Origin of the sequence: Vagococcus sp. WN89Y (assembly GCF_052220145.1) — a bacterium.
In the GTDB taxonomy this organism is placed as follows: domain Bacteria; phylum Pseudomonadota; class Gammaproteobacteria; order Enterobacterales; family Enterobacteriaceae; genus Kosakonia.
In genome coordinates this window covers 94,552-120,463 of the sequence record NZ_JBQPOM010000032.1, presented here as the reverse complement: position 1 = coordinate 120,463, position 25,912 = coordinate 94,552, and the positions used below count along the sequence as shown (strand labels likewise).

The 25,912-nt window shown below is 54.5% G+C and carries 24 protein-coding genes and 1 riboswitch; of the genes, 8 read left to right on the top strand and 16 right to left on the bottom strand.

Features of this window, described 5'->3' with window-relative positions; translation table 11 throughout:
• Positions 1–106: 106 nt before the first annotated feature.
• Both ACTU3N_RS14295 and ACTU3N_RS14290 read left to right on the top strand, forming a co-directional pair.
• Positions 107–688: an NAD(P)H-dependent oxidoreductase gene (locus tag ACTU3N_RS14295; RefSeq protein ID WP_443086805.1), complete on the top strand. Its 582-nt coding sequence runs from the start codon at positions 107–109 to the stop codon at positions 686–688.
• A gap of 120 nt (positions 689–808) precedes the next feature.
• Complete coding sequence (locus ACTU3N_RS14290; protein ID WP_443086804.1) at positions 809–1,123, top strand: putative quinol monooxygenase; 315 nt, start codon at positions 809–811, stop codon at positions 1,121–1,123.
• 49 nt (positions 1,124–1,172) lie between these two features.
• Here ACTU3N_RS14290 and ACTU3N_RS14285 read toward each other — a convergent pair whose 3' ends face one another.
• Genes ACTU3N_RS14285 through ACTU3N_RS14275 form a run of 3 tightly spaced genes read right to left on the bottom strand, consistent with a single transcriptional unit; the run spans position 1,173 to position 5,529 of the window.
• The gene (locus ACTU3N_RS14285; protein WP_443086803.1) at positions 1,173–2,363 is read right to left on the bottom strand and encodes a glycoside hydrolase family 88 protein; all 1,191 of its coding nucleotides are present in this window, start codon (positions 2,361–2,363) and stop codon (positions 1,173–1,175) included.
• Between the two features lie 38 nt (positions 2,364–2,401).
• The gene (locus ACTU3N_RS14280; RefSeq protein ID WP_443086802.1) at positions 2,402–3,670 is read right to left on the bottom strand and encodes an oligosaccharide MFS transporter; all 1,269 of its coding nucleotides are present in this window, start codon (positions 3,668–3,670) and stop codon (positions 2,402–2,404) included.
• A gap of 26 nt (positions 3,671–3,696) precedes the next feature.
• Positions 3,697–5,529, bottom strand: coding sequence for a DUF2264 domain-containing protein (locus ACTU3N_RS14275; protein WP_443086801.1), 1,833 nt, complete (start codon positions 5,527–5,529; stop codon positions 3,697–3,699).
• Between the two features lie 165 nt (positions 5,530–5,694).
• Between ACTU3N_RS14275 and ACTU3N_RS14270 the strand changes: the two genes are divergently transcribed.
• Complete coding sequence (locus tag ACTU3N_RS14270; protein ID WP_443086800.1) at positions 5,695–6,549, top strand: AraC family transcriptional regulator; 855 nt, start codon at positions 5,695–5,697, stop codon at positions 6,547–6,549.
• A 152-nt stretch (positions 6,550–6,701) separates the two neighbouring features.
• On the opposite strand, the gene parE is transcribed toward ACTU3N_RS14270, so the two are convergent.
• Genes parE through nudF form a run of 5 tightly spaced genes read right to left on the bottom strand, consistent with a single transcriptional unit; the run spans position 6,702 to position 11,108 of the window.
• Positions 6,702–8,594 (bottom strand): DNA topoisomerase IV subunit B, encoded by a 1,893-nt coding sequence (parE, locus tag ACTU3N_RS14265; protein WP_443086799.1) that lies wholly within the window; start codon positions 8,592–8,594, stop codon positions 6,702–6,704.
• A gap of 38 nt (positions 8,595–8,632) precedes the next feature.
• The gene (yqiA, locus tag ACTU3N_RS14260) at positions 8,633–9,205 is read right to left on the bottom strand and encodes an esterase YqiA (protein ID WP_443086798.1); all 573 of its coding nucleotides are present in this window, start codon (positions 9,203–9,205) and stop codon (positions 8,633–8,635) included.
• Positions 9,205–10,032 (bottom strand): 3',5'-cyclic-AMP phosphodiesterase, encoded by an 828-nt coding sequence (gene cpdA, locus ACTU3N_RS14255; RefSeq protein ID WP_443086797.1) that lies wholly within the window; start codon positions 10,030–10,032, stop codon positions 9,205–9,207. Before cpdA ends, yqiA begins: the two co-directional genes overlap by 1 nt.
• Positions 10,033–10,056: 24 nt before the next feature.
• Positions 10,057–10,479 (bottom strand): DUF1249 family protein, encoded by a 423-nt coding sequence (locus tag ACTU3N_RS14250; RefSeq protein WP_443086796.1) that lies wholly within the window; start codon positions 10,477–10,479, stop codon positions 10,057–10,059.
• Positions 10,476–11,108, bottom strand: a complete 633-nt coding sequence (nudF, locus tag ACTU3N_RS14245) for an ADP-ribose diphosphatase (protein WP_443086795.1) — start codon at positions 11,106–11,108, stop codon at positions 10,476–10,478. The genes ACTU3N_RS14250 and nudF overlap by 4 nt, the downstream gene beginning before the upstream one ends.
• A gap of 180 nt (positions 11,109–11,288) precedes the next feature.
• Here nudF and tolC point away from each other — a divergent pair, with 180 nt between their 5' ends.
• The 3 genes from tolC (at position 11,289) to ACTU3N_RS14230 (ending at position 14,705) form a co-directional block, all read left to right on the top strand.
• Positions 11,289–12,725 carry an outer membrane channel protein TolC gene (gene tolC / locus ACTU3N_RS14240; RefSeq protein ID WP_443086794.1) on the top strand — a complete coding sequence of 479 codons (1,437 nt, stop codon included), beginning with the start codon at positions 11,289–11,291 and terminating at the stop codon, positions 12,723–12,725.
• Between the two features lie 145 nt (positions 12,726–12,870).
• Positions 12,871–13,539: a DUF1190 family protein gene (locus ACTU3N_RS14235; RefSeq protein ID WP_443086793.1), complete on the top strand. Its 669-nt coding sequence runs from the start codon at positions 12,871–12,873 to the stop codon at positions 13,537–13,539.
• 5 nt (positions 13,540–13,544) lie between these two features.
• Positions 13,545–14,705 carry a glutathionylspermidine synthase family protein gene (locus ACTU3N_RS14230; RefSeq protein WP_443086792.1) on the top strand — a complete coding sequence of 387 codons (1,161 nt, stop codon included), beginning with the start codon at positions 13,545–13,547 and terminating at the stop codon, positions 14,703–14,705.
• Between the two features lie 133 nt (positions 14,706–14,838).
• Here the strand turns inward: ACTU3N_RS14230 and ACTU3N_RS14225 are convergent, their stop codons facing one another.
• The 4 genes from ACTU3N_RS14225 to ygiD all read right to left on the bottom strand — a co-directional run bounded on the left by ACTU3N_RS14225 (position 14,839) and on the right by ygiD (position 18,789).
• The gene (locus ACTU3N_RS14225) at positions 14,839–16,125 is read right to left on the bottom strand and encodes a TRAP transporter large permease (RefSeq protein WP_443086791.1); all 1,287 of its coding nucleotides are present in this window, start codon (positions 16,123–16,125) and stop codon (positions 14,839–14,841) included.
• Between the two features lie 20 nt (positions 16,126–16,145).
• Complete coding sequence (locus ACTU3N_RS14220; RefSeq protein WP_443086790.1) at positions 16,146–16,655, bottom strand: TRAP transporter small permease; 510 nt, start codon at positions 16,653–16,655, stop codon at positions 16,146–16,148.
• A gap of 54 nt (positions 16,656–16,709) precedes the next feature.
• Positions 16,710–17,684 (bottom strand): TRAP transporter substrate-binding protein, encoded by a 975-nt coding sequence (locus tag ACTU3N_RS14215; RefSeq protein WP_443086789.1) that lies wholly within the window; start codon positions 17,682–17,684, stop codon positions 16,710–16,712.
• A gap of 316 nt (positions 17,685–18,000) precedes the next feature.
• Positions 18,001–18,789: a 4,5-DOPA dioxygenase extradiol gene (gene ygiD / locus ACTU3N_RS14210; protein WP_443086788.1), complete on the bottom strand. Its 789-nt coding sequence runs from the start codon at positions 18,787–18,789 to the stop codon at positions 18,001–18,003.
• A gap of 195 nt (positions 18,790–18,984) precedes the next feature.
• Between ygiD and zupT the strand changes: the two genes are divergently transcribed.
• The gene (zupT, locus tag ACTU3N_RS14205; protein ID WP_443086787.1) at positions 18,985–19,761 is read left to right on the top strand and encodes a zinc transporter ZupT; all 777 of its coding nucleotides are present in this window, start codon (positions 18,985–18,987) and stop codon (positions 19,759–19,761) included.
• Positions 19,762–19,797: 36 nt separating this feature from the next.
• Here zupT and ACTU3N_RS14200 read toward each other — a convergent pair whose 3' ends face one another.
• Both ACTU3N_RS14200 and ribB read right to left on the bottom strand, forming a co-directional pair.
• On the bottom strand, positions 19,798–19,971 hold the full coding sequence (locus tag ACTU3N_RS14200) for a hypothetical protein (protein WP_443086786.1): 174 nt from the start codon (positions 19,969–19,971) through the stop codon (positions 19,798–19,800).
• 209 nt (positions 19,972–20,180) lie between these two features.
• Positions 20,181–20,834: a 3,4-dihydroxy-2-butanone-4-phosphate synthase gene (ribB, locus tag ACTU3N_RS14195; protein ID WP_443086785.1), complete on the bottom strand. Its 654-nt coding sequence runs from the start codon at positions 20,832–20,834 to the stop codon at positions 20,181–20,183.
• Between the two features lie 105 nt (positions 20,835–20,939).
• Positions 20,940–21,089: riboswitch (FMN riboswitch) on the bottom strand.
• 122 nt (positions 21,090–21,211) lie between these two features.
• Here ribB and ubiK point away from each other — a divergent pair.
• A complete protein-coding gene (gene ubiK / locus ACTU3N_RS14190; protein WP_443086784.1) occupies positions 21,212–21,541 on the top strand; it encodes a ubiquinone biosynthesis accessory factor UbiK in 330 nt (109 codons plus the stop codon).
• Between the two features lie 43 nt (positions 21,542–21,584).
• On the opposite strand, the gene hldE is transcribed toward ubiK, so the two are convergent.
• Both hldE and glnE read right to left on the bottom strand, forming a co-directional pair.
• Positions 21,585–23,015, bottom strand: a complete 1,431-nt coding sequence (hldE, locus tag ACTU3N_RS14185; protein ID WP_443086783.1) for a bifunctional D-glycero-beta-D-manno-heptose-7-phosphate kinase/D-glycero-beta-D-manno-heptose 1-phosphate adenylyltransferase HldE — start codon at positions 23,013–23,015, stop codon at positions 21,585–21,587.
• Positions 23,016–23,061: 46 nt separating this feature from the next.
• On the bottom strand, positions 23,062–25,911 hold the full coding sequence (gene glnE, locus ACTU3N_RS14180) for a bifunctional [glutamate--ammonia ligase]-adenylyl-L-tyrosine phosphorylase/[glutamate--ammonia-ligase] adenylyltransferase (protein ID WP_443086782.1): 2,850 nt from the start codon (positions 25,909–25,911) through the stop codon (positions 23,062–23,064).
• Position 25,912 lies beyond the last annotated feature (1 nt).

Sequence of the window (25,912 nt, the reverse complement as noted above, 5' to 3'; positions counted from 1 at the left end):
AGCGCATTATTGCGCCAGCAGCAAAAGACTTTGCCGAATTTGTCAGTTCTCCCGTTCCGATGAAAGCGGTAGAATTTGTGACATATGTCTCAAATGAGGGCAATTCATGAGCAATATTTTGATTATCAATGGCGCGAAAAAGTTCGCCCACTCTAACGGTCAGTTGAATGACACCCTGACCGAGGTCGCGGAAACCTTCCTGCGCGACGCCGGGCACGATGTTAAAACCGTGCGTGCCGACAGCGATTACGATGTGAAAGCCGAAGTGCAAAACTTCCTCTGGGCCGACACCGTTATCTGGCAGATGCCGGGCTGGTGGATGGGCGCGCCCTGGACCGTCAAAAAATATATGGATGATGTGTTCACCGAAGGTCACGGCGCGTTGTACGCCAGCGATGGCCGTACCCGCAAAGATCCGTCGAAAAAGTACGGTTCCGGCGGGTTAATTCAGGGCAAAACCTACATGCTCTCCCTGACCTGGAATGCGCCAATGGAAGCGTTCACCGATAAAGAGCAGTTCTTCCACGGCGTCGGTGTTGACGGCGTTTACCTGCCGTTCCATAAAGCGAATCAATTCCTCGGGATGGACGCGCTGCCGACCTTTATCGTCAACGATGTGATTAAAGATCCGAACGTACCGGCCTATATCGAACAATATCGCAAGCATCTGGCGGAAATTTTTGCTTAACTGTTGCAGGCCTCAATGCATAATTATCAATAATGCTTCAAGGCGGTAAGGCTGCGTCTGGTGAACAGATGCAACCGGAACAGACAGCTTAAAGGATAAAGCGTAGGGAGCTAACCAACCATGCTGACAGTCATTGCAGAAATTCGTACCCGCCCTGGTCAACATCATCGCCAGGCCGTACTCGATCAATTTGCGAAAATCGTTCCTGTCGTGTTGCAGGAAGAGGGATGCCACGGCTATGAACCGCTGGTGGATCATGCTGCGGGCGTTAGCTTTCAGACCTCTGCGCCAGATTCCATCGTGATGGTGGAGCGCTGGGAAAGCGTGGCGCATCTGGAAGCCCACCTGCGAACGCCCCATATGAAAGCATGGAGCGAAGCGGTAAAAGGCGATGTGCTGGAAACCCAAATCCGTATCCTCGAATCGGGTCTTTGAGTTTCCCGCATCCTGCCCACCCTCTCCCTGATAAGGAGAGGGAAATTGCTTACCAGTAGCTCTTCCAGCTTTGTGAAAAGCGCATCAATGCTTCAACGTAAAAGTAATCTCCCCAGCTACAGCACTCATCCACCCCTTTATGGCTCGACAGATGATAAACCGAATGCTTCAGCAGCCCGGTGGTCTCTTCGTCTTTCCCCGCCAGGTAGTGTTTGCCAAGCGAAGACATGATGCGCATTGCCCATAGCTGGTAGCGCTCTCTGTCCGGGTCGCTCACCGGCAGGTGTTTGACCAGCTCCAGCAGGCCGCACACCGCAATCGCCGCAGCGGAAGAGTCCCGCAACGCATCGGTATTGACCAGCGCCAGATCCCAGTGGCACACCGCATCTTCCGGCAGGCGGTTGATAAAGTAGTTAGCCAGCCTTTTTGACAGCGCCACCATTTGTGTATCGCCGGTATAGATGAAGCTCAGTAAAAAGCCATAAATCCCCCACGCCTGGCCGCGTGACCAGCACGAGTCGTCGGCATAGCCCTGTTGCGTGTTGCCGTAGCGCGGCGCGCCGGTTTGCACATCCATATAGTAAGTATGATAGGTAGACGCGTCCTCACGCACCAGGTATTTCGCCGCCTGATGGACATGCGCCTGGGCGGCCTCGGCAAAGCGACGATCGCCGGTCTGCTCCGTGGCCCAGTAGAGCAGCGGCAGATTCATATTGCAGTCGATTATCATGCGCCCGGCCTGCTCCGGATCGTTGAGATCGCCCCAGGCCTGGATGATGTGTGCTTGCTGATGAAAACGCTCCAGTAGCGCTTCGGCGGCCAGCAGCGCGAAACCGCGCGCCTGCTGATTGCCGGTTAGCCGCCAGGCTGCCACGCAAGAGAGCGTATATAAGAAACCGAGGTCGTGAGTATTGGTATCCTGCCGCCCGGCGATGCGCAGCCCAAAGGAGCGGACGTGGCGCTCTGCCAGCGCGCGAAAGGGTTCTTCGCCGCTCATTTCCCACGCCAGCCATAATTGCCCGGTCCAGAAACTGGTCGTCCATTCAATATTATCCGTTAACGGGTAATAGCCCTGCACACAGGTTTCGGCGGGAAACTTTTCACCGAATTGTGTTAAATGATGGCGAATCAGTTCAAGGGTATGGTTACGTGCGCTCGCCAGTTCATTACGAAATATCTGTACATCAATCGGCGCGCCGGGATAATCACGTAACGGTTCCTCAACGATTTTACTTAACATATTTCGGTTCCTTCTTTTTACAGAAAATAAGTACAGCCTTAGCGCGTAACATTATCTTGCGCCATATCCAGGGCATTAACAGGTCGCCATTTACTCTGGCAGGCAGATAAGGTAAATAATGAGACAAGCGTAAATACCAGCGCCACGCCGCCCATAATAATATAGGTATTTTCAAAGCCGATGCGGTCGTACAATATTCCCGCCGGTGACGAAACCACCACATTCCCGACATACAGCATTGCCTGATACCCTAATAAATACATGGTGGCATTGACGCGTTTATCGAAATGCTCGGCGATATATTTAAATACCGACACCAGCAGCAGGCAAATTTCCAGACCATACAGCGGTTTTAACACTGAAATAAGCAGATGGGATTCGCACAACCCGGAGATAATTAACCGCGCGCCGACCACCATGCCGACAATTAACAAACCACGTTTGGCGCCGATAAAGTTTACGAACAGCGGGATAACCATATACATGACAAATTCCATGCCGGACTGCACCGTGCCGAGGTAACCGAACACTGCGTTGCCCTGATGGATATCATCAAAGAAGGTGACGAAATAGCGGGAGAACTGCTGCTCCGCGATAAACATCATCCACGCTACGCCCGCAACATACAGGCAGAAGGCCCAGAATTTGCGGTTGCGCAGCAGCGCATAGACATCCGCCGGCACGATTTTCTCTTTGGTCAGAACCTCGCTGGCGTGAGCTGAGTGAACGTTCACTTTCAGGCTCAGCAGCACCGCCAGCATAATAAGCGACGCAACCGATCCCATAATAAAGTTATACGCCGGAGAAAGGTTGAACAGCAGCCCGGAGAAAGACGACGCCACCGCCCAGCCAAGCGATCCCCACATTCTTATCTGGCCAAATTCCATGCCATTTAAACGGCTGTAGCGATCGGTATAAGATTCACAGGCGGCAACGCCAGCGTACCAGGCAAAACTTAAATAAATCGCCCCGACGATAATTCCCATCAGCGTATTTGAAATCAGCAGCGGCTGATAGATATAAATAAAAAAGGGCGCCATTAAAGCAGACATTGCCACGACAAAATAGAGCAGGTATTTACTCATGCCTATTTTATCGAGAATATAGCCATAAATAGGTTTAAGAATGACAGAGAAAATACCGTTCACGGCAAATACCGTACCGATTACGGTACCGCTGAGATTGGCTTTTTGCCCCAGCCAGATAGCCAGCAAACCAATACTTGCGGACCAGGTAAAGAAGTAGAGAAATATAAATGAACTGATTTTGTAATACTCGGTTTTGTTATTGATAGCGGTCTTGTCCATACTATCCTCGACAAAGTATGTAAGGTTCAGAAGTTAAAAGTAAGGCGTGTTGTTTTTGTCTGCCCTAGTTGATGAATAACCAGCGCATGTTCTGCTATTTGTAGTTCGGGTAGGTCATGGCAAAAAGCGCCGGGCGTCGCAGCCGCCTGCACCGCGCACGCCAGCCAGTTGCGGCCAGGCGCAATTTCCCCGCGCAACACCGGGATGGCGGCGCAGGGTGCAAACATGATGCTGCTGTTGGGCGGCGTCACCACACTGTCCGCTTCTCGCGGCGCATCATGGAGTAATTCAAAGATACCGCTGACGCCATTTTCCGCTGTTATCAGGCTACCGCCCTGCGTGCTACGGTGCGGCGCGTTGAACACCGCAAAACCGCCTTCGACGCTCTGTAGCCGACGCGCAGAATCCACGCAATGCACACGTAAATGCCAGTCGCCGCACGGGATAAGCCAGGTCGCAATGTGGACGTCGTGCCACGGAGACCAGCGGGAGAAAATCCCCTCCTCGCTCACCTCCACCGCTTCGCATTCACGGCGTCCGCGAAAATAGTTATCGCCATCGCTGAGCAGCAGCATCGAGTCGCAGGCTGCGTGCTTGATGCCATAACGCCCGCGCTCAATGGTGAAACCAAACAGGCTGGAGTAGGCAAATTTGGTGTATTTCGCCTCGGTATTAACATAGTTATTCAGCTCCAGCTGCCCGGACGCCAGCATCCAGACATGCTTTGAGCCATCGCTATGCACGAGAATTTGCCCGGCTGGCGGAACAGTACGCTGGGCGTTAAGCACTGGCAACGGTTGTTCCGGCGCCTGCCAGAACGGGTGCGCGTCGGGTAAGGCCAGGATCAGAAAGACTTTCAGCGCCCAGTAGGGCGAGCCGGGTGAATTATAGTCTTCGCACATCGCCAGATTTGGGTAGGCGAAACCGAGCGTCAGGATGCCATCGCGATCGAAAATCGGCTGCTTTAACCACCAGCGCAGGTGGCGCAGGATGACCCCTTTCACGATGCCGGGAGAGAAAACATCCAGCCCGGAGAAGGCAACGGCACTCCAGAAGGCGACCATCGCAAAGCGATATGTCAGGCTGCGGCCAAACGGCACCGACTCGCCGCTTGCCGCTGACATATAGATAAAATCCCCGGCGAACAGGCGCGCGCGCTCGCGAATCGTTGCCGCCCGCGCAGCGTCCTCTTCACCATTAAGCGTGGCATACACCAGGCCGTAAAAATGAAAGGCCATCGAGATATAATAATCTTTTGGCCGACCGGGGCCGTCGGCATACCAGCCATCGCCTAAATAGTACGCGTCCATCATGGCAAAACGCCGCGCGATGGCCTCGGGCTGCCAGGGAAGTCCGGCGCGTTTAAAACCCAATTGCACCATGATGGCGAAAAAGTTCCAGTTACTGTCCGGCATTTGCGCGTCGGTGATTTGGTCGAGCCACTGATGGAGGTTTTGCAACTGCTGCGCGCTGAACTTTGCAGTCAGTTTATCGCCCAGCAATGCCAGCCCCAGACCGTAAGCAGCCATCTCCACCAGCCGCTGATCGTAAGGCCCGGTTTCGCCCCAAAAGCCGTCGCTTTTCGCATCGGTCCCCTTTGCGATAGCGGCAAGGTATTTCGGGCTAAACGGTTCCGTATCGCCGCCAGCCATCAGCGGAAACAGCCCCCACAGCGCGCGGGATAGCCCCTCCATTTCAGCAATGGCCACGCTGTAATGCGCGCTGGTATCGCCCAGAGTGAAGCGCGACGTGCCGTCAGGAAACTGCTTATCCAGCGCGCCAAGCATGTGCATCAGCACGCGCACAACGTCGCTACGCGATGACAATGGATTTGATGTTTGCTCGTGCGCTGCTGGCATAGTTTGCTCTCCCTCATGGTGTCGCTGAAGGATAGTTAATGAGCAGCCTGCGGAAATGTTAGCTTTGTCACATCGGTGAAGATTAGATAAACCCGCAGTTGAAGAAATTTAAAACCGTGGTTTATAAATGAATTCCACCCGGTAAAAATTGAGAATGGTTGCACTATGGATACACGCTGGCAGGCGGAGCGGTTAGAACTGATCACCCTTAACGATGCGCTGGTGTCGTTCAGCCGTTTATTTGCCAATACTGTGCGCTATCATCACTGGCACCAGTGCCTTGAAGTGTTGTATGTCGAGGAGGGTTTTGGCGTGGTGATTGTGGATAATCAGCACTACACCATGCGCCCCGGGCGGCTTTTTTTCTTCCCGCCGTTTACGCTTCACCGGGTGATAGTGGATGACCAGGCGCAGGATTGTTACCGGCGCACCATTATTCATGTCGATCAGCATGCTGTGGTGAAATATCTGCGCCATTTCCCGCACAATCAGCAGCGCTTAGCACGGCTCTCTGCGCGCGGGGGCGCGGCGCTGGTGCTGGATGTCGCCGATATCCACCCTCATATCGATCACCTGTTTAGCTGCTACGCCCGCCTTGCTGCCAGTGCGAGTCTTAACGGTGAGCAAGTCGCCTGCTTATTACTGGCTTTATTAAATATGTTACCGGACGATAGCCGACAACATCCGGAACCCCGCAGCGGGATAGCCACAGAGGTGATGTTCTGGCTCGATGAAAACTACCGGCAAAAATTTAGCCTTACGACGCTCGCACAAGCGCTTGGCAAATCGCGAAGCTATGTCTCGCGCCGGTTTCATTACGAAACGGGTGAACCCATTCATCAGTACCTCAATACCTTGCGGCTGCGTAAAGCGTGCGATTACCTGCTGCACAGCAACCATTCGATCAGCGAGATAGCCTGCGAGACAGGCTTTTCTGATGTGACCTACTTTATCAGCGCCTTTAAGCGCGGTATTGGCGAAACACCGCTGCAATATCGGAAGAATCATCAAGCCAGTTGAATTTTAAACACCTAAATCAAACCTCTTTATGAGGAGCATTAGGTAGAGGATGAAAGGATTACCGGAACGGTGATGGGGGTCGGCGACGATGTCTGCAGCGCCACCCGCCTCAGAAACTGAGCGGGTGGCGTGGCGAGTACTGCGCCAGGAAATTACGCTTCGATATCTGCCTTGTCGCCTTTTTCCTGCAGCCAGTTGCGCCGGTCTTCAGAGCGTTTTTTAGCCAGCAGCATATCCATCATGGCGTTAGTTTGCTGCTCGTCTTCGTCGCTGATAATCAGCTGCACCAGACGGCGGGTATTGGGGTCGAGCGTAGTTTCACGCAGCTGCATCGGGTTCATCTCGCCCAGCCCTTTAAAACGCTGGACGTTCGGTTTGCCCTTTTTGCGTTTTAACTGCTCAAGTACGCCAGTCTTCTCTTCTTCCGTTAGCGCGTAGTAAACCTCTTTCCCCAGATCGATACGGTAAAGCGGCGGCAGCGCCACATAGACGTGACCGTTTTTCACCAGCGCGCGGAAATGCTTCACAAACAGCGCGCACAGCAGCGTGGCGATGTGCAAACCATCCGAGTCCGCATCCGCAAGGATACAGATCTTGCCATAACGCAACTGGCTCAGATCGTCGCTATCCGGATCGATACCGATCGCCACAGAAATATCGTGCACTTCCTGCGAGGCCAGCACCTCATCCGATGAGACTTCCCAGGTGTTAAGGATCTTACCCTTCAGTGGCATGATCGCCTGATACTCACGATCGCGCGCCTGTTTCGCCGATCCGCCCGCCGAGTCACCCTCGACCAGGAACAGCTCGGTACGGCTCAGATCCTGCGCGGTGCAATCCGCCAGTTTACCGGGCAGCGCCGGGCCGCTGGTTAATTTTTTACGCACCACTTTTTTGGCTGCGCGCATCCGGCGCTGAGCGCTGGAAATCGCCATCTCGGCCAGCAATTCTGCGGTCTGAATGTTCTGGTTCAGCCACAGGCTGAAAGCATCTTTTACCACGCCGGAAACGAACGCGGCGCACTGGCGCGAAGAGAGGCGCTCTTTCGTCTGCCCGGCAAACTGCGGGTCCTGCATTTTTACCGACAGCACGTAAGCGCAGCGATCCCAGATATCTTCCGCCGAGAGCTTCACGCCGCGCGGCAGAATATTGCGGTACTCGCAAAACTCGCGCATCGCATCCAGCAGCCCCTGACGCAGACCGTTCACGTGCGTACCGCCCTGCAGGGTCGGGATCAGGTTCACATAGCTTTCTGTCAGCAGTTCGCCGCCTTCCGGCAGCCACAGCAGCGCCCAGTCTACCGCTTCGGTTTCGGCAGAGAAGTTACCGATAAACGGTTTTTCCGGCAGCGTCGGCAGGCCGTTAACCGCTTCGCTCAGATAATCATTCAGACCATCCTGATAACACCAGCGTTGCTCGGCGTTGTTGACTTCGTCTTTAAAAACGATCTCCACGCCGGGGCAGAGCACCGCTTTTGCTTTTAACAGATGCGTCAGGCGCGAAACGGAGAAGCGCGGGCTGTCAAAAAAGGATTCGTCCGGCCAGAAATGGACGCTGGTGCCGGTATTGCGTTTGCCACAGGTACCAATAACCTGCAAATCCTGCACTTTGTCGCCATTTTCAAAGGCGATGCTGTAGATTTGCCCGTCACGCTTAACGGTCACTTCCACGCGGCGCGACAAGGCATTCACCACGGAAATCCCTACGCCGTGCAAACCGCCTGAGAACTGATAGTTTTTATTGGAGAATTTACCGCCCGCGTGCAGACGACACAGGATCAGCTCAACGGCAGGTACGCCCTCTTCCGGGTGAATATCCACCGGCATACCGCGCCCGTCATCGATAACTTCCAGCGACTGATCGGCGTGCAGGATAACCTCCACGCGCTTTGCGTGGCCTGCCAGCGCTTCATCAACGCTGTTATCAATCACTTCCTGACCCAAATGGTTTGGGCGCGTGGTATCGGTATACATTCCGGGACGGCGGCGAACCGGCTCAAGCCCGGTGAGTACCTCTATGGCATCAGCGTTATAGGATTGCGTCATGGTTTGTTCGTAGATAGTGACCGCATCGTTTCCCTGCGCTATAGCCCAAGAAAATCGATTATCTGTGTGAAATGATCCTCAAAGCCCACAAAAGCGTGGTTACCGCCCTCTTCTACAGTCTGACGGCAGGCATCGTAGTATGCCACCGCCTGGCGGTAATCCAGCACTTCGTCCCCGGTTTGTTGCAACAACCAGATAAGATCCGGCGCTTCAAGCGGGTCAACTTGCATCACTTTGAGCTCGTAAATATGGCGAGACTCTAGCACATATTGCTGCCCAGTGTAGGGATTCTCGTTATTACCGAGGAAATCTGCCAGCAATTCGAACGGGCGTACCGCCGGATTGACGACCACCGCGGGTAACAGAAAGCATTGCGACAGCCATGTCGCATAGTATCCGCCAAGCGAGGAACCCACCACGCCAAGCTGTTCTCCGCCCTGCTTCAGCACCAAAGACTCCAGCAATTCTGCCGCGTCGGCAGGGTACGGCGGCAGCTGCGGCACCACCATGTCAATGTCCGGATGGTTGGCTTCCAGCCAGCCTTTTAGCTGCGTCGCTTTCGCCGAACGCGGCGAGCTGTTAAAGCCATGCAGATAGAGTAGCGTTGACATCAGTATCCTTCTGAAGCGGTATCCGGGCTGAATGCAGAACTTTGCAGGCGGCAAACTTCGGTCTGCAACGTACCGTCATCATATAACTCCAGCCAACGCCAGCCGGGTGCGATGGTATCCAGCGTGAAGTTGGCGCAGTGCGGCTTAAACTGTACGCAGGTGGAGGGCGTCGCCAGCAGACGGCGGCCATGCCAGTCAAGATCCAGCTCCTGATGGATATGCCCACACAGCAGATGCTGCACCCTGGGAAAATTTTGCAGCACATTATACAGCTCACCGGCGTTGCGCAGACTGTGCTGGTCGAGCCAGCTACAGCCAGAAGGCAGCGGGTGATGGTGCAGCAGCAACAGCGTGTGACGCTCAGGGCTGGCGGCCAGCTTTTGCTCCAGCCAGTCGAGCTGAAACTCGCTCAGTTCACCATGCGGGACGCCAAACACCTGGCTGTCCAGCAGCAGAATTTGCCAGCGTTCACCAATCAGAACACGCTTCGCCGATGAAATCCCCGACTCCTGCAAGGCACTGTACATTGCCGGTTGGAAATCATGGTTACCAGGTAGCCAGACGCAGGGCGCGCTAAAACTTGCGATCCCTTCGGCAAAGTGTTGATAGGCCGCGGCGCTATGATCCTGCGCCAGATCGCCTGTTGCGACGATCAGATCGCATGAACGATGCTGCGCCTGGATAGCCTCCAGTACCGCCTGGTAGCTCTCCCAGGTATTGACGCCCAGCAGCGTCTCATGCTTCTCGGCAAACAGGTGAGAATCGGTTATTTGTAAGATCCTGACCCTGGCCCCACCAGCCAGAGGAAGGTTTAACAGGCTTTCCAAATGGTGTCCTTAGGTTTCACTACGCTAACAAACCGGAATCGCCATTGCTCCATGTGCTAAACAGTAACGTAGCCAGTCGGCCAGAAACTGGTTAATTTGATGCTTTTCGTCGCGTTGATGCAACTTTTTATTGGGATAATCATAACGCGCTTTAAAGCGAAAGATCTGCTGACTTGAACACACTTCAGCCACCATCGCATCGTGGTACAGGCGCACCGTCATGGACGGCAGGCTCCAGTAGCTGATGGTGGGGGCCGTTTGCACGATTTCCACAAGCGTTGTGTAACGGGTGGATTCTGCGATGGTTAACCGGTATTGCGCATTGTTCACCTGATAACTCACCGCTTCGCCTGCCGCATCATTACGGGGTAACAGGCGGCGTAACTGGGCAAAATTGGTTTCGCACAGGCGCATCATTTCCGGGAAGTCAGGTGTGTAACGCTTCATTTTTTCCACTCGTTTTTTAAGCTCTCATGATGCAGCTGTAGCCATTGCAGGGCAATGACGGAGGCTGCGTTGTCGATTTTCCCCTCTTCTACCCACTGATAAGCCTGCTCCCGGCTCACCACATGAACACGAATGTCTTCGTTTTCATCTACCAGCCCGTGAATACCTTTGGCCCCGGTAGCGTCCACTTCGCCAACCAATATTGTTGAGCGCTCGCTGGTGCCGCCAGGGCTTGCCAGGTAACTCAACACATTTTTGACACGCCCAACCTGCAAACCCGCCTCTTCAACGGCTTCGCGGCGCACCACATCTTCAACGCTTTCGCCCTCTTCTATCATACCGGCGACCATTTCCAGTAACCATGGCGTTTCGCTGGTATCAAAGGCGGCAATTCGGATCTGCTCAATCAGCACAACTTCATCACGCACTGCGTCAAAGGGTAGCAAGACTGCGGCGTGCCCGCGTTCAAAAATTTCACGTTGCACCTCCCCGCTCATTTCTCCGTTAAACAAACGGTGGCGAAAACGATATAAATCAAGCGAAAAAAAACCGCTGTAACGTTTTTCTCGTGCAATAATTTCTACATCGTTTTTTGTGAAAGTAACGACGGACGTTTCTGGCGTACTCATGGCGACATCTCCTGAAATAATGATAAAAACTGCCGTTTCAAGCGCTATGTGGTAGATTGAGGCAAATTTACGCCAATGGCACGTAACGCCAAGCTTTCGCGGTGCCACTCTCTGATAGAATCGGCGATTATTTTTCCTAATTAGAAAAGCGCTAATACTGCTTCACAACAAGGAATGCAAATGAAGAAATTGCTCCCCCTCCTTATCGGCCTGAGCCTGACAGGTTTCAGCGCTATGAGCCAGGCAGAAAACCTGCTGCAGGTTTATCAGCAGGCGCGTTTAAGCAACCCGGACCTGCGCCGTTCTGCTGCGGAACGCGATGCGGCATTCGAAAAAATTAACGAAGCGCGCAGCCCGTTACTGCCACAGCTTGGTTTGGGTGCAGATTATACCTGGAACAATGGTTTTCGTGATAACACTGCTCCGGACTCCACGGTTACCAGCGGTTCATTGCAGTTGACCCAGACGATTTTTGACATGTCCAAATGGCGTGCGCTCACACTGCAGGAAAAAAGCGCGGGTATTCAGGATGTCACGTTCCAGACCGATCAACAATCCTTGATTCTCAACACGGCGACCGCGTACTTCAACGTGCTGAGCGCCATCGATGCGCTCTCTTACACCCAGGCGCAGAAAGAAGCTATCTATCGCCAGCTGGATCAGACCACACAGCGCTTTAACGTCGGTCTGGTCGCCATTACCGATGTGCAAAACGCCCGTGCCCAGTACGATACCGTGCTGGCAAACGAAGTGGCGGCGCGCAATGATCTGGATAACGCGGTGGAATCCCTGCGCCAGGTCACCGGCAACTACTACCCTGAGCTGGCGTCGCTGAATGTCGACCGCTTTATGACCGAAAAACCGCAGGCGGTGAATGCCCTGCTGAAACAGGCAGAAAGCCGTAACCTGTCGCTGTTACAGGCACGTCTGAATCAGGATCTGGCGCGTGAGCAAATTCGCCAGGCGCAGGATGGCCATCTGCCAACCCTCGGCCTGACCGCCTCGACCAGTCTCTCGGATACGAATTACAGCGGTTCTTCCCGCAACAATTCTGCACTGTCCACCTACAACGATCGCACTGCTGGCCAGAACTCCGTCGGCCTGAGCTTTAACCTGCCGTTATACAGCGGCGGCGCGGTAACCTCTCAGGTGAAACAGGCGCAGTACAACTTTGTCGGTGCCAGCGAGCAGCTGGAAAGCGCGCACCGCAGCGTCGTGCAGACCGTGCGTTCTTCCTTTAATAATGTGAACGCCTCCATCAGCACCATTAACGCTTACAAACAAGCAGTTGTTTCTGCGCAAAGCTCTCTGGATGCGATGGAAGCCGGGTATTCCGTGGGTACGCGTACCATTGTTGATGTGCTGGACGCAACCACCACGCTGTACAACGCCAAACGCCAGCTCTCCAGCGCGCGTTATAACTACTTAATCAACCTGCTGAATATTAAATCCGCGCTGGGCTCGCTCAACGAGCAGGATCTGGTGGCGCTGAATAATACGCTGGGTAAAGCCATTCCGACCTCTCCGGAAAGCGTGGCGCCGGAAAATCCGCAGCAGGCGGAAAACGTTAACCGCATGGCTGGCAGCGTACAACCAGCCGCCGCGCGGACGAACTAAGCGCTGTTCTGCACGTCGACGGGGGGCATCCAGCCCCCGTTTTTGCGTAAGGCAACGTAAAGGCCCGCTTTCCTCGCTTTAATTTGCCCCCCTCATCCTCTATCCTGAGCATGTATACATGTCTTTGGGGCTCGGGTAAAAAACAATGAAACGGACAAAAAATATTCAGCGTGCGACGTTCCGCAAAAGCTGGGGCGCGCGCCATTTAACGCCTGTCGCGCTGGCGGTCAGCGCCGTGTTTATGCTGGCAGGGTGTGAAAAAAGTGACGAAACCGTCTCCCTCTATCAAAACGCAGACGATTGCTCGTCGGCGAATCCTGGCAAGAGCGCGGAGTGCACCACAGCGTATAACAATGCGCTGAAAGAGGCCGAACGCACCGCGCCGAAATACGCCACGCGTGAAGATTGCGTCGCCGAGTTTGGTGAAGGGCAGTGCCAGCAGGCTCCTGTCCAGGCGGGCACATCGCCGGAAAACCAGGCGCAGGCGCAATCCAGCGGCAGCTTCTGGATGCCGCTGATGGCGGGCTATATGATGGGCCGACTGATGGGCGGCGGCGCAGGTTTTGCTCAGCAGCCGTTGTTCAGCTCGCGCAATCCGGCAAGTCCTGCCTATGGTCAGTACACCGACGCCTCCGGTAAAGGGTATGGCGCAGCGCAACCGGGCCGCACCATGACGGTGCCTAAAACGGCCATGGCACCGAAACCCGCCACCACCACCACCGTGACCCGTGGCGGTTTTGGCGAGTCCGTGGCGAAACAGTCCACCATGCAGCGTAGCGCTTCCGGCACCTCTTCCCGCTCAATGGGCGGTTAATCGCCATGGAAAGAATTCCCGTTGTCGAGCGCCCGGACTGGCGCGAGAAAGCCACAGAATATGGCTTTAATTTCCATACCATGTACGGCGAGCCGTACTGGTGCGAAGAGGCGTATTACAAACTGACGCTGGCGCAGGTTGAGAAGCTCGAAGAGGTCACCGCCAACCTGCACCAGATGTGCCTGCAAGTGGTGGATAAAGTCGTCGCCAGCGATGAACTGATGGCGAAGTTCCGTATTCCGAAGCATACCTGGGGTTTTGTGCGCCAGTCCTGGGCAACGGAGCAGCCGTCGCTCTATTCACGCCTCGACCTGGCGTGGGATGGCGCAGGAGAGCCTAAGCTTCTGGAGAATAACGCCGACACGCCGACCTCGCTGTATGAAGCCGCTTTTTTTCAGTGGATCTGGCTCGAAGATCAGCTAAACGCCGGTCAGCTTCCCGCCGGAAGCGATCAGTTCAACAGCTTGCAGGAAAAGCTCATTGAGCGTTTCGCCGAACTGCGCGAGCAGTACGGCTTCCAGTTGCTGCACTTCACTTGCTGTCGCGATACGGTTGAAGACCGGGGCACCGTGCAGTATATGCAGGATTGTGCTGCGGAAGCAGGCGTGGCGACGGATTTTCTCTATATCGACGATATCGGTCTGGGCGAAAAAGGCCAGTTTACCGATTTACAGGATCAGGTCATCGGTAACCTGTTTAAGCTCTATCCGTGGGAATATATGCTGCGCGAGATGTTCTCTACCAAGCTGGAAGACGCCGGTGTTCGCTGGCTGGAACCGGCCTGGAAAAGCATCATCTCTAACAAGGCGCTGCTGCCGATGCTGTGGGAGATGTTCCCGGATCATCCCAATCTGTTGCCTGCTTACTTCGCCGAGGACCCGCATCCAGAGATGGATAAATATGTCATCAAGCCTATATTTTCCCGCGAAGGGGCGAATGTCTCGATAATTGAGCAGGGTAAAACGCTGGAGGCTGTCGACGGGCCTTATGGCGAAGAAGGCATGATTGTGCAGCAGTTCTGCCCATTGCCGAAATTTGGTGACAGCTATACGTTGATCGGCAGCTGGCTTATTAACGATCAGCCAGCCGGTATTGGTATTCGCGAAGATCGGGCGCTGATAACCCAGGATTTATCACGTTTCTATCCACATATCTTTGTCGAATAAAACTCGCTGCGCCAAAGCGGTTATAACAGACCGCCTGGCGCAACGAACAGGAACGAAGTGCTTTTTTATCCTGTAACGTCATAACCTGACCGGCGGTTATCAAGGTTATGATTTGCAGTCTCCAGCCAGCAAATTACATCACGCCAAATAGTTTCGGCAGATAGAGCGATATCGCGGGGATATAGGTCACCAGCATCAGCACCATGAACAGGACTAAGTAGAACGGCAGCATGGCTTTTACAACCTGTTCTATCTTCTGTTTACTCACTGCGCTTGCCACAAACAGCACCGATCCTACCGGTGGCGTGATCAAACCAATGCCGAGGTTCACCAGCATGATCATGCCAAAATGCACAGGATCGATGCCCAGCGCCGTGGTCACGGGTAACAGCACCGGTGTCAGAATCAGGATCAGCGGGGCCATATCCATCAGCGTGCCCAGCAACAACAGCATGATATTAATGCACATCAAAATGACGTACTTGTTATCCGAAATTTGGGTGAATGCTTCGGTGATACGCCCCGGTAGCTGCATATACGTCATAATTGCGCCAAATGCAGCCGCAAAACCAATCAGGATCATTACGATCGTCACGGTTTTGACGGTGCGGTACATCAGTTTAGGCAGCTCTGACCATTTATAATCCCGGTAAATAAACATGGTGACAAAGAAGGCCCACAGGCAGGCGATGGCCGCAGACTCGGTGGCGGTAAAGATCCCGGACAGTATCCCGCCCATAATGATCACCACTGTCATCAGCCCCCACAGGGTGTCGGCAAAAATCTTCAACGCCTGGCGAAACGGCACGCGCTCCCCTTTCGGGTAGCCTCGCTTATGGGCAAACGCAACGCACATCACCATCAGGGTAAAACTCAGCAACAGACCCGGCAGAATGCCCGCAATAAACAATGCGGCAATCGAAACCGTGCCGCCGGTCGCCAGCGAATAGATAACCGAATTATGGCTGGGCGGCGTCAGGATCGCCTGTACCGAGCCGCTGGCAGTGACCGCCGCCGCGAAATCGCGCGGGTAGCCTTTTTTATCCATCTCCGGGATCATGACCGAGCCAATTGATGCTGTATCCGCAACCGACGAGCCGGAAATAGCGCCAAAAAATGTCGAGGCGACAATATTGACCAGCGACAGACCGCCGCGAATAAAGCCAACAAAGATATAGGCAAAATTCACCAGTCTGCGGGCAATGCCACCTTCGGCCATAATTGCGCCAGCGAGAATAAAGAACGGGATCGCCAGCAGAGAAAATTTATTCACGCCACTGGTGAGCTGGATCATTAATGCTTCGAGGGGAATATCAATATACCACGCGCCCAGCACTGCGCTAATACCCACGGCATACGCGACCGGTACACCCACCGCCAACATAATGGCTAAAGTAAAGACCAGAATAAATGCATCCATAAACTATCCTTACAGGAGAATTAGCTCGTTGAACCCAGCATCACCACCGGGCGGTGATATTGCGCGCCTAACGCCATCTTTTCGATAATAAAAAGGATGGTGACCGCCGAGCCAATAGGCAGCGGTAAATAGCTTTCGCCCGCAGTAAAGAGCGGGAATTCAGCAACCGGCTGCTCCCACAGCTCAATACAGAGTGCTGCGCCGTACCAGAGGATAAAAATACTGATGGCCATGAGCATTAAGTCGGCGAAAATAAAACAGATTCTGGCCGCCTGCTCGCTTAATCTGTCGGTCACCATACTAACAGCAATATGCGAACCGGCACGGTAACTCACCGCTGCGCCGATAAAGGTAAAAGTCACCATACAAATAATGGCAACCGGCTCCGGCCAGGATAAGGCGCTATTGAGAATATAGCGGGCAAATATCCCGACAGGAATAACACCTACCATCACTAATAATGCCAGACCAGCAACCCACATAGACACCCGATAGAGAATATCCATCAACGACAAATAGCGCTTAGCCATAAAAATTGTCCTGGTGAAATAAGAGGAAAAGCGGGCAACTTTGCCCGCCGAAATTTATTGCACGGCCTGAATACGGCTTATTAAATCCTGGTGATCTTTCCCGTAGTTATCGCGTACCGATTGCGTGGCTTTATAAAACGCATCCGTATCAATATCGTGGAATTGCACACCGCCTGCTTTCATTGCCTCCAGCGATTTCTCGTTATAGCTTTTCCACAACTCGCGCTGTTCTGCCTGCGCCTCTTTTGCCAGCTTCAGGATCAACGCTTGATCTTCTTTTTTCAGCTTGTCCCATTTGGTTTTAGAGAATAAAAACAGTTCCGGGATAATAAAATGCTTACTCCAGGTATAATTTTTCACGACCGGTAAATAGTTATGGGCAACAAAGGTCGGCGGGTTATTTTCCGTGCCGTCAATCACCCCGGTCTGCATACCGCTAAAGACCTCGCTGACGCCCATCGCAACCGAGTTTGCCCCCATCGCTTTCAGCGTATCCAGCGCAATCGGGCTGCCCTGGACACGGATCTTCATGCCTTTTAAATCTTCCGCTTTGGTCACAGGCGCTTTGGTTATCAGGTTACGGGTACCGGCATCCATCCAGCCGAGAAATATCAATCTGGATTTGCTGCTTGCCGATAAACGATCGCCGATTTCCTGACCTATCATGCCGTCCAGCACTTTATGCATATGATCTTCGTCGCGAAAGATATAAGGCAGCGTAAAGACGTTAATTTCAGGCAATATGGCCGCCACCGGCGTCATGGAGACACGGATAATATCAATAGCGCCCATTTGCGCCTGTTCAATAACCTGTTTTTCATCACCCAACACGCCGCCAGGAAAGGTTTTAATTTCCAGACGCCCGTCGGTTGCCGCACTCAATTTCTCACCCATATGTTTTACAGCCACGACATTTGGGTAATCCGCAGGGTGAACATCGGCAGCACGGAACGTTTGAGCCAGCGAGGAATGGGAGATAAACAACAGAGCAGAACCGATACCTATGAGCAAGTTTTTCGCAGTATTCATATTTCCGTCTCTCCAGAGGATTTATTTTTTACGCATAACAATACCTGGCACGAACAAACTGCTCGTGTCACACACTCCGAATAATTTTTTATTGATATGTCTGAGAAACCAGACAGTCTGAAGAGTAGCGGCTGGCGGGAATTCTTGCGCGGATGTTCTTCACAAAAAACATCTAAATTCAGCACACTGTTTCATTTTTGCAGCATAGCTCATTTTATTTTCAAAAAAACGTTATTTCAGATGCTATTTTTTGCGATCTGTCTCTGAATTTGCCGTTTTAGGCCGTTGGGGGAAATGGCGCATTACGCGCCATTTGCTAGCCGACCTGGACTGAAAGCATGCTCAAGGACCCCATTTCGATGCCGTCGACCGGGATAGTTACGGCTTCTTCACCATCCCAGGCGCCAAGCACATATAACAGCGGTAGAAAGTGCTCCGGCGTAGGGTTCGCAAGCGAGCCGCCTTCATGGTCGAGGTAATTCACCAGCGGGTGCTGCTCTGCCGGCCCGCGCCAGGTCAGGTTCTCTTTCACGAAATCGTTAAACGACGTCGCCCAGGGATACGGGGTATTTTCTCCGTGCCAGCGCGCGGTACGCAGGTTATGCACCACGTTGCCGCTCGCCACCAGCATAATGCCCTCATCGCGCAGCGCCGCCAGTTTGCGCCCCATTTCAACGTGCCAGGCTGCCGGTGTGCTGCTATCAATGCTTAATTGCACCATCGGAATGTCGGCGTCCGGGTACATCTTAATCAGAACCCCCCAGGAGCCGTGGTCAAAACCCCAGGCGTCTTTATCGAGCATAACGGGCAGCGGCGCCAGCAGCTCCACGATATGACGCGCCAGCGTCGGAGAGCCAGGCGCGGGGTAATGCATATCATACAGCGCCTGCGGGAAGCCGCCGAAATCATGGATAGTCTGCGGCGCTTCCATTGCTGTCACGCCGGTGCCGCGTGTAAACCAGTGAGCAGACACCACCACGATCGCTTTCGGGCGTGGCAGCGTCTTACCCAGTTGCGCCCACGCGCGGGTATAAACGTTATCTTCCAGCACGTTCATCGGGCTACCGTGGCCTAAAAACAGTGCTGGCATACGCATTGCTGACATGATGGTATCCTTAAATATGTATCATTTTGTTAGCGACAGATTACGCTGATTCCGGGCAGGAAGAACTCTGATAAGCGTGATGAAGTTGTTCAATAAACTTGAATGTAAGAAATACGTAAAGGCAACCTGCCTGTCTCGCTTTTCAGGCAGTAAAAACTTACATTGTTGAGAATGATTATCATAAAGGAGTTGTCCATGTCAGCGCCCTTGATTCTGACCTTATTAGCAGGCGCCGCGACCTTCATCGGCGCTATTCTTGGGGTGATAGGCCAGAAACCATCAAACCGCGTTCTGGCGTTTTCCCTGGGGTTCGCCGCCGGTATCATGCTGCTTATCTCGTTGATGGAGATGCTTCCCGCTGCGCTTGGTACGCCGAACATGCCGCCCATGCTCGGTTACGGCATGTTTGTTGTCGGCCTGCTGGGTTATTTCGCCCTCGACAGAATATTACCCCATGCACACCCGCAAGATTTGAAGCCGGATGAGCGGCAACCTTTTACCACCGGCATTCGTCGTACCGCGATTTTACTGACGCTGGGCATCAGCCTGCATAACTTTCCGGAAGGTATCGCGACCTATGTGACCGCCAGTAACGACCTGGAGCTGGGGTTCGGGATTGCGCTGGCGGTTGCCTTGCACAATATTCCTGAAGGACTTGCCGTCGCAGGGCCAGTGTATGCCGCAACAGGCTCGAAGCGTAGCGCAGTGTTTTGGGCGGGTATCTCCGGGTTTGCGGAAATTCTGGGCGGGGTACTGGCATGGTTGATTTTAGGTAGCCTGGTGTCGCCGATCGTGATGGCGGCAATTATGGCGGCAGTCGCCGGAATTATGGTCGCGCTATCGGTTGATGAGCTGATGCCGCTGGCGAAAGAGATCGATCCTCACAATAACCCAAGCTATGGCGTGCTGTGCGGTATGTCCGTGATGGGGCTAAGCCTCGTTGCCCTTCAGGCGATGGGTTTTGGTGGTTAATGCTGCGCGGGCTGTCCTTATCACAGGCAGGGCGCGTTATTCGCCCTGCTTAAGGCCTTTGAGTTTTTGTAGCTCGTTGCTCATCCGCTGGTAGCCTTTTTGTAGCGCCTCCCGCTCCTGCCGATACGCTTTACAGCTCCGTTTGAGCGCATGAATATAGACGGCGATGAATAAAGCAATGACCAGCAGCCAGTACCACGAGATAAACATTCCGCCTCCCTACTAATATTTATAAAATCAATAAAATAGAAATAGTTTACTGCGCAGGCCGCCATTCACGTTGCGCCAGATACCACTTTATAAGTAGAGGGAGCGCTTTTCAATGCGCGAGGAAGAGAACTAAGACAAACTTTGATACAGAACAGGCAAAAAAAATCCGAAGCCGCAGACTTCGGATTTCTTATCAGCACGGTAAAGCGTTAGCTGGCTTTACGCTCATGCTCACGCCGCCATGCGACCAGATCTTCGATGGTCACAACCGGCATATTATGCTGTTTTGCAAAGGCGATACACTCCGGCGCGCGTGCCATCGTGCCATCGTCATTGGTGAGTTCGCAAAGCACGCCCGCCGGTTTAAAACCCGCCAGCGTCACTAAATCGATAGTCGCTTCGGTATGACCGCCACGGGTCAGCACGCCGCCAGGCTGCGCGCGCAGCGGGAACACATGACCTGGACGATTCAAGTCAGAAGGTTTTGCATCATCGGCAATCGCTGCACGAACGGTGGTGATACGGTCAGCGGCAGAAACGCCGGTGGTGACGCCGTGCGCGGCTTCAATGGTCACGGTAAAACCGGTGCCGAAAACGCTGGTGTTATTTTCCACCATCATCGGCAGGTCAAGCTGTTTACGACGCTCGTCAGTCAGGCACAGGCAGACAATACCGCTACCATGGCGAATAGTGAGCGCCATTTGCTCAACGGTCATGGTTTCGGCGGGGAAAATCATATCGCCTTCGTTTTCACGGTCCTCGTCATCGAGCACCATCACACCACGCCCTTCGCGCAAAGCGGCGAGCGCGTGTTCTACACGTTGGAAAGGCGTGCCAAAAGAAGAAAGCAGCGTCTGATTCATGGTAAAAGACCTCAGTAAAGTTATGGTTACCAGAATCAGGGCAGTCTTAGGAGTGTCACTTAGCGACAAAAAAATAACGCGGGCGGGCACAATGCCCGACAGAATCGTTACTCTCTCCCATCCGGACTTTAACCGTCGGCCCCGGAATTACACCGGATCTGCTGACCTTCAGGCATTGGCCTGAAGCGCTCGCGGGCTTTCAGCGTTCGCTGATTTACCGCCGGTGGGGAATTTCGCCCCGCCCTGAGAATAAGCGGGTTAACTATAGCGCCAATGATTACCTTCGGCAATGCATAACCTTCACACAATTCTGGTTTATCACCTCGGGTTATCACACTACAATAGAGATAAGAGCCTATCCGAACAGGGAATTGAAAATGATCGACCCAAAGAAAATCGAACAGATCGCACGCCAGGTGCACGAGTCTATGCCGAAAGGGATCCGTGAGTTCGGGGAAGACGTTGAGAAGAAAATTCGCCAGACTTTACAGGCACAGCTGACCCGCCTTGATCTGGTGAGCCGCGAAGAGTTTGACGTGCAAACGCAGGTGCTGCTGCGCACGCGTGAAAAGCTGGCAATGCTTGAGCAGCGCCTGAGCGAGCTGGAAAACCAGGGGAAAGCGGCAGATGTTTCCGTGGCCAGTCCCGCCGACGTATCAGAAGTCAAACCCGCTCCGGCTATCCCGCCGGTTGACGGCCAGGTATAAGCGCCGTGATGCCCGGTTAGCATTGCGCTACCGGGCAATACGTTTAATCGTTCTGCTTCTGAATTTTTTTGATGATGTTAGTGGTCGAGCAGCCATCTTCAAAGTTGAGCACCAGCACTTCCCCGCCGTTCGCCCAGACCTCTTCACTACCGGCAATCTCTTCAGGTTTGTAATCGCCGCCTTTTACCAGCAGATCCGGCAGGATCCCGGCAATCAGGCGCTGCGGCGTATCTTCTTCAAACGACACCACCCAGTCCACCGCCTCCAGCGCGCTCAGCACAATCATGCGCTGCTCCTGCGGATTCACCGGGCGCGTTTCGCCTTTCAGACGCCGGGTGGACGCATCGCTGTTGACCGCAACAATCAGGCGATCGCCCAGTTTGCGCGCGTTTGCCAGGTAAGAGACATGCCCGGCGTGCAGAATATCAAACACGCCGTTGGTCATCACGACCTTCTCGCCACGCTTACGTGCGGCAGCGACAGCCACTTTCAGCGCCTCTTCCGTCATCACGCCAAAGCCGGTTTCAGCCCGCCCGCGCACCGCGTTCTCAAGCTCAATGGGCGACACGGTAGAGGTGCCGAGTTTCCCAACCACCACGCCTGCGGCGGCGTTGGCAAAGAAGCAGGCCTCTTCAAGCGAGTTCCCGGCCGCAAGCGTCGCCGCCAGCACGCCAATCACCGTATCGCCTGCGCCAGTCACGTCATACACTTCCTGCGCCTGAGTAGGCATATGCAGCGGAGCTTTGCCCGGCTGCAGCAGCGTCATCCCCTGCTCAGAACGGGTCACCAGCAGCGCACTGAGATCATAGTCGGCGATAACTTTCATGCCGCGCTCAACGATCTCGTCTTCGCTTTTGCATTTACCCGCCACGGCTTCGAACTCGGACAGATTCGGCGTGAGCAGCGTTGCGCCGCGGTAACGTTCAAAATCCGTCCCTTTCGGATCGATAAGCACCGGCACGCCAGCGTTACGCGCCAGCGCAATCATCTGCTGCACGCTGGTCAGCGCACCTTTCGCATAATCAGACAGTACCAGCGCGCCGATGCTGCCGAGCGCCTGGCTGATGCGCTCATGCATCGGCTGCGGATCGACACCTTCAAACCCTTCTTCAAAATCCAGGCGAATCAACTGCTGATTGCGGGAAAGCACGCGCAGCTTGGTGATGGTCGGGTGAGTTGGCACAGAAACGAAGTCGCACTTCACATTCACGTCTGCCAGCGCTTTGCTCAGCGCACGCGCCGCATCATCAATACCGGTCAGGCCAACCAGACGTGCCGTTGCGCCCAGCGAGGCGATATTCATCGCCACGTTCGCCGCGCCGCCCGGACGTTCTTCAATCGTATCAACCTTGACCACCGGCACCGGCGCTTCCGGAGAGATGCGGCTGGTTGGCCCGTACCAGTAGCGGTCAAGCATCACATCGCCAACCACCATCACACCAGCTTGTTGAAACTCTGGCAGCGTAACTTTCATTCCTGTCTCCTGAGAGATACAAAATTTGCGCGCGATAATACCACACTTACAGCGCGGAGCACGGCTCCACCAGCCACTTATCCCAGCTGGCTTTAATCAACTGCCGCTGAGCAGTAAAACAGCTTTGCGGCACGAAACCCGGCAACTCCTGCAACGCCAGGTGGTGTAACTCATCGCGAAGCGTGGTGTAAGCGTTGGTCAATGCCTGCGCTTCGTCCTCCTTCATGATGCCGTTTTGCGCCAGACCTTCCAGAATGCGCACATTATCTGACCAGCGCGTCAGTTTTGGTTTATCGTGGGCATAACGCAGCACCAGATACTGGGCGATAAATTCAATGTCCGTGATCCCGCCCTCGTCGGCTTTCAGATCAAAACTGCCTTTGTGTTTGTTGCCAAGATGGGCGCGCATTTTCTCACGCATCTCGCGCACCTCGGTTTGCAGTTTTTCGCCATCGCGTGGCGTGGTCAGAATATCCCGGCGCACCACATCAAACTCATGAGCCAGCTGCGGGTCACCGTAGACCACGCGGGCGCGCGCCAGCGCCTGATGCTCCCAGGTCCAGGCTTCGTTTTTTTGATAATCAGCGAAGGCCTCAACGGTTGTCACCAGCATGCCGGCCGCGCCAGAGGGGCGCAGACGCGCATCGACTTCATAAAGAATGCCGGATGAGGTACGCGTACTGAACAGGTGCATAATGCGCTGGGCAAGACGCAGGTAGAACTGGCGGCCATCGATTTCCCGCTCGCCATCGGTTACCACATCCATCGGGCAGTCATGCAAAAACACCAGATCAAGATCGGAACTGTAGCCCAGCTCCCAGCCGCCGAGCTTGCCATAACCGACGACGGCAAAACCGCGCCCGTTACGATCGTGCAGATGCGCAGGCTTGCCGTAACGGGCCACCATTTGCCCCCAGGCCTGCTGCACTACCGCGTCGATAATGGCTTCAGCAAGCCATGTCAGGTGATCGCTCACTTTCATCACCGGCAGCGTTCCGGCAATGTCTGCCGCCGCTACGCGCAAGAGTTGCGCCTGCTTAAACTGGCGCAGCGCTTCAAGCTGCTGCTCTTCATCTTCTTCCGGCACGCGCAGCAGATATTGCCGCAGTTCGTCACGGTAGGCGTCCATCGCCATCGGCTGATAGAGCGTGTTGGGATCAAGCAGCTCATCAAGCAAAATGGGGTAGCGCGCGAGTTGGCTGGCAACCATCGGCGAGGCAGCACAGAGCGAAATCAAATGCTTCAGCGCGCCGGGATACTCACTTAACAGTTCAAGATAAGTGGTTCGGGTGATTATCCCGGTCAGCAACGGGGTGAGCCGTGAAAGCGGCACCGGCGCATCGTCGCGGGAACAGACATCGCTGAGCAGATGCGGCATCAATTGATCCAGCACCTGCCGTCCGCGCGGGCCGATGGTGCGCCTGGCGAGTTCTTTGCGAAAATCCGCGATCAGCGCCACCACGCGGCGACGATCGTCGTCTGACAAATGCGCCAGGCCCGGCGTCGTATCCTCTTCGTTCAGCGCATCCTGCCATAGCTCGCGCCACTGCTCGGACAGCTCTTCCTCCGGCGTCGCGGTTTCATCATCACCGATAAGCTCGTTAAAGACACGGCGTACCGCCGCCATATGACAGGCAAGCGTAGCGCTCAGCGTTTCCCAGTCTGCAACCCTCATCCCCCAGGCAAGCCTGGCGCGATTGAGTTCATCGCCTGGCAAGGTTTGCGTCTGCTCATCATTAATACTTTGCAGCAGGTTTTCCAGCCGACGAAGCCAGAGGTAAGCCTCGCGCAGCCTGCCCGCATCCCCGTCTGGCAGCAGATGTAACTGGTCGATGGCCGCAAGCGTTGGCAACAGCGCGCGGGACTGAAGCGACGGCTCGCGCCCGCCGCGAATCAGCTGAAAGACCTGCACGATAAATTCAATCTCACGGATGCCGCCCGCGCCGAGCTTGATATTGTCTTTTAGCCCCCGGCGGCGCACTTCGCGGGCAATCATGCCTTTCATATTGCGCAGCGACTGGATAACGCTGAAATCGATATAGCGACGGTAAACAAAAGGCCGCAGCATCGCCCGTAGCTCGCTGGCGTGCGCGCTGTCGTTATCGCCCATAATGCGCGCCTTCACCATGGCGTAGCGCTCCCAGTCGCGCCCCTGCTCCTGGTAATAATCTTCCAGCGCAGCGAAACTCAGCACCAGCGGGCCGCTGTCGCCAAACGGACGCAAGCGCATATCCACACGGTAGACAAAACCATCCTGCGTGGGCTGATCGAGCACTTTTATCAAACGCTGGCCAAGACGGGTGAAAAACTGGGCGTTGTCCAGTTCCCGCCGACCGCCACGCGTGCTGCCGTTTTCCGGCCAGGCGAAAATCAGATCGATATCCGATGAGAAGTTCAGTTCTCCGCCGCCCAGCTTGCCCATTCCCAGCACCAGCATCGGCTGCGGTACGCCGTCGTGATTACAGGGGGTTCCCCACTCGCGACAGCAGGCTTCATACAACCAGTCCCGCGCCGCGACAATCAGCGTTTCGGCCAGTACGCTGAGCTGTTGCAGGATAGCTTCGTCACTGACCTGCGACAGCGCCTGCGCCCAGGCAATACGCACCATTATGCGGCGGCGAAACAGGCGCAGCGCCCGCATCAGCGAGGCTTCATCCGTGGCCTCCTGCAACGCACTTTGCAGCCACGCGCCGTAGTGTCGCCACTCATCTTCCTGCACCGGCGCGCTTTCAAGCTCCGCCAGCCACTCGGGATGCAGCACGATGCTGTGCTGGACAAAATCACTAAAAGTGAGCACTGACTGCGCCTGCGAGCTTAGCGATTTCTCGGTTAGCGACGCTGGCAGGCGTGAAAGTACCGTTTGCCAGTGCTGCGATAACAATGAGGCGTGCGGCATC

Bases quoted from the DNA above. Each gene is read 5' to 3' on its own strand.
- ACTU3N_RS14295 (WP_443086805.1), top strand. From the start codon at position 107: ATGAGCAATATTTTGATTATCAATGGCGCGAAAAAGTTCGCCCACTCT.
- ACTU3N_RS14290 (WP_443086804.1), top strand. From the start codon at position 809: ATGCTGACAGTCATTGCAGAAATTCGTACCCGCCCTGGTCAACATCAT.
- ACTU3N_RS14285 (WP_443086803.1), bottom strand. From the start codon at position 2,363: ATGTTAAGTAAAATCGTTGAGGAACCGTTACGTGATTATCCCGGCGCG.
- ACTU3N_RS14280 (WP_443086802.1), bottom strand. From the start codon at position 3,670: ATGGACAAGACCGCTATCAATAACAAAACCGAGTATTACAAAATCAGT.
- ACTU3N_RS14275 (WP_443086801.1), bottom strand. From the start codon at position 5,529: ATGCCAGCAGCGCACGAGCAAACATCAAATCCATTGTCATCGCGTAGC.
- ACTU3N_RS14270 (WP_443086800.1), top strand. From the start codon at position 5,695: ATGGATACACGCTGGCAGGCGGAGCGGTTAGAACTGATCACCCTTAAC.
- parE (WP_443086799.1), bottom strand. From the start codon at position 8,594: ATGACGCAATCCTATAACGCTGATGCCATAGAGGTACTCACCGGGCTT.
- yqiA (WP_443086798.1), bottom strand. From the start codon at position 9,205: ATGTCAACGCTACTCTATCTGCATGGCTTTAACAGCTCGCCGCGTTCG.
- ACTU3N_RS14250 (WP_443086796.1), bottom strand. From the start codon at position 10,479: ATGAAGCGTTACACACCTGACTTCCCGGAAATGATGCGCCTGTGCGAA.
- nudF (WP_443086795.1), bottom strand. From the start codon at position 11,108: ATGAGTACGCCAGAAACGTCCGTCGTTACTTTCACAAAAAACGATGTA.
- tolC (WP_443086794.1), top strand. From the start codon at position 11,289: ATGAAGAAATTGCTCCCCCTCCTTATCGGCCTGAGCCTGACAGGTTTC.
- ACTU3N_RS14235 (WP_443086793.1), top strand. From the start codon at position 12,871: ATGAAACGGACAAAAAATATTCAGCGTGCGACGTTCCGCAAAAGCTGG.
- ACTU3N_RS14230 (WP_443086792.1), top strand. From the start codon at position 13,545: ATGGAAAGAATTCCCGTTGTCGAGCGCCCGGACTGGCGCGAGAAAGCC.
- ACTU3N_RS14225 (WP_443086791.1), bottom strand. From the start codon at position 16,125: ATGGATGCATTTATTCTGGTCTTTACTTTAGCCATTATGTTGGCGGTG.
- ACTU3N_RS14220 (WP_443086790.1), bottom strand. From the start codon at position 16,655: ATGGCTAAGCGCTATTTGTCGTTGATGGATATTCTCTATCGGGTGTCT.
- ACTU3N_RS14215 (WP_443086789.1), bottom strand. From the start codon at position 17,684: ATGAATACTGCGAAAAACTTGCTCATAGGTATCGGTTCTGCTCTGTTG.
- ygiD (WP_443086788.1), bottom strand. From the start codon at position 18,789: ATGTCAGCAATGCGTATGCCAGCACTGTTTTTAGGCCACGGTAGCCCG.
- zupT (WP_443086787.1), top strand. From the start codon at position 18,985: ATGTCAGCGCCCTTGATTCTGACCTTATTAGCAGGCGCCGCGACCTTC.
- ACTU3N_RS14200 (WP_443086786.1), bottom strand. From the start codon at position 19,971: ATGTTTATCTCGTGGTACTGGCTGCTGGTCATTGCTTTATTCATCGCC.
- ribB (WP_443086785.1), bottom strand. From the start codon at position 20,834: ATGAATCAGACGCTGCTTTCTTCTTTTGGCACGCCTTTCCAACGTGTA.
- ubiK (WP_443086784.1), top strand. From the start codon at position 21,212: ATGATCGACCCAAAGAAAATCGAACAGATCGCACGCCAGGTGCACGAG.
- hldE (WP_443086783.1), bottom strand. From the start codon at position 23,015: ATGAAAGTTACGCTGCCAGAGTTTCAACAAGCTGGTGTGATGGTGGTT.
- glnE (WP_443086782.1), bottom strand. From the start codon at position 25,911: ATGCCGCACGCCTCATTGTTATCGCAGCACTGGCAAACGGTACTTTCA.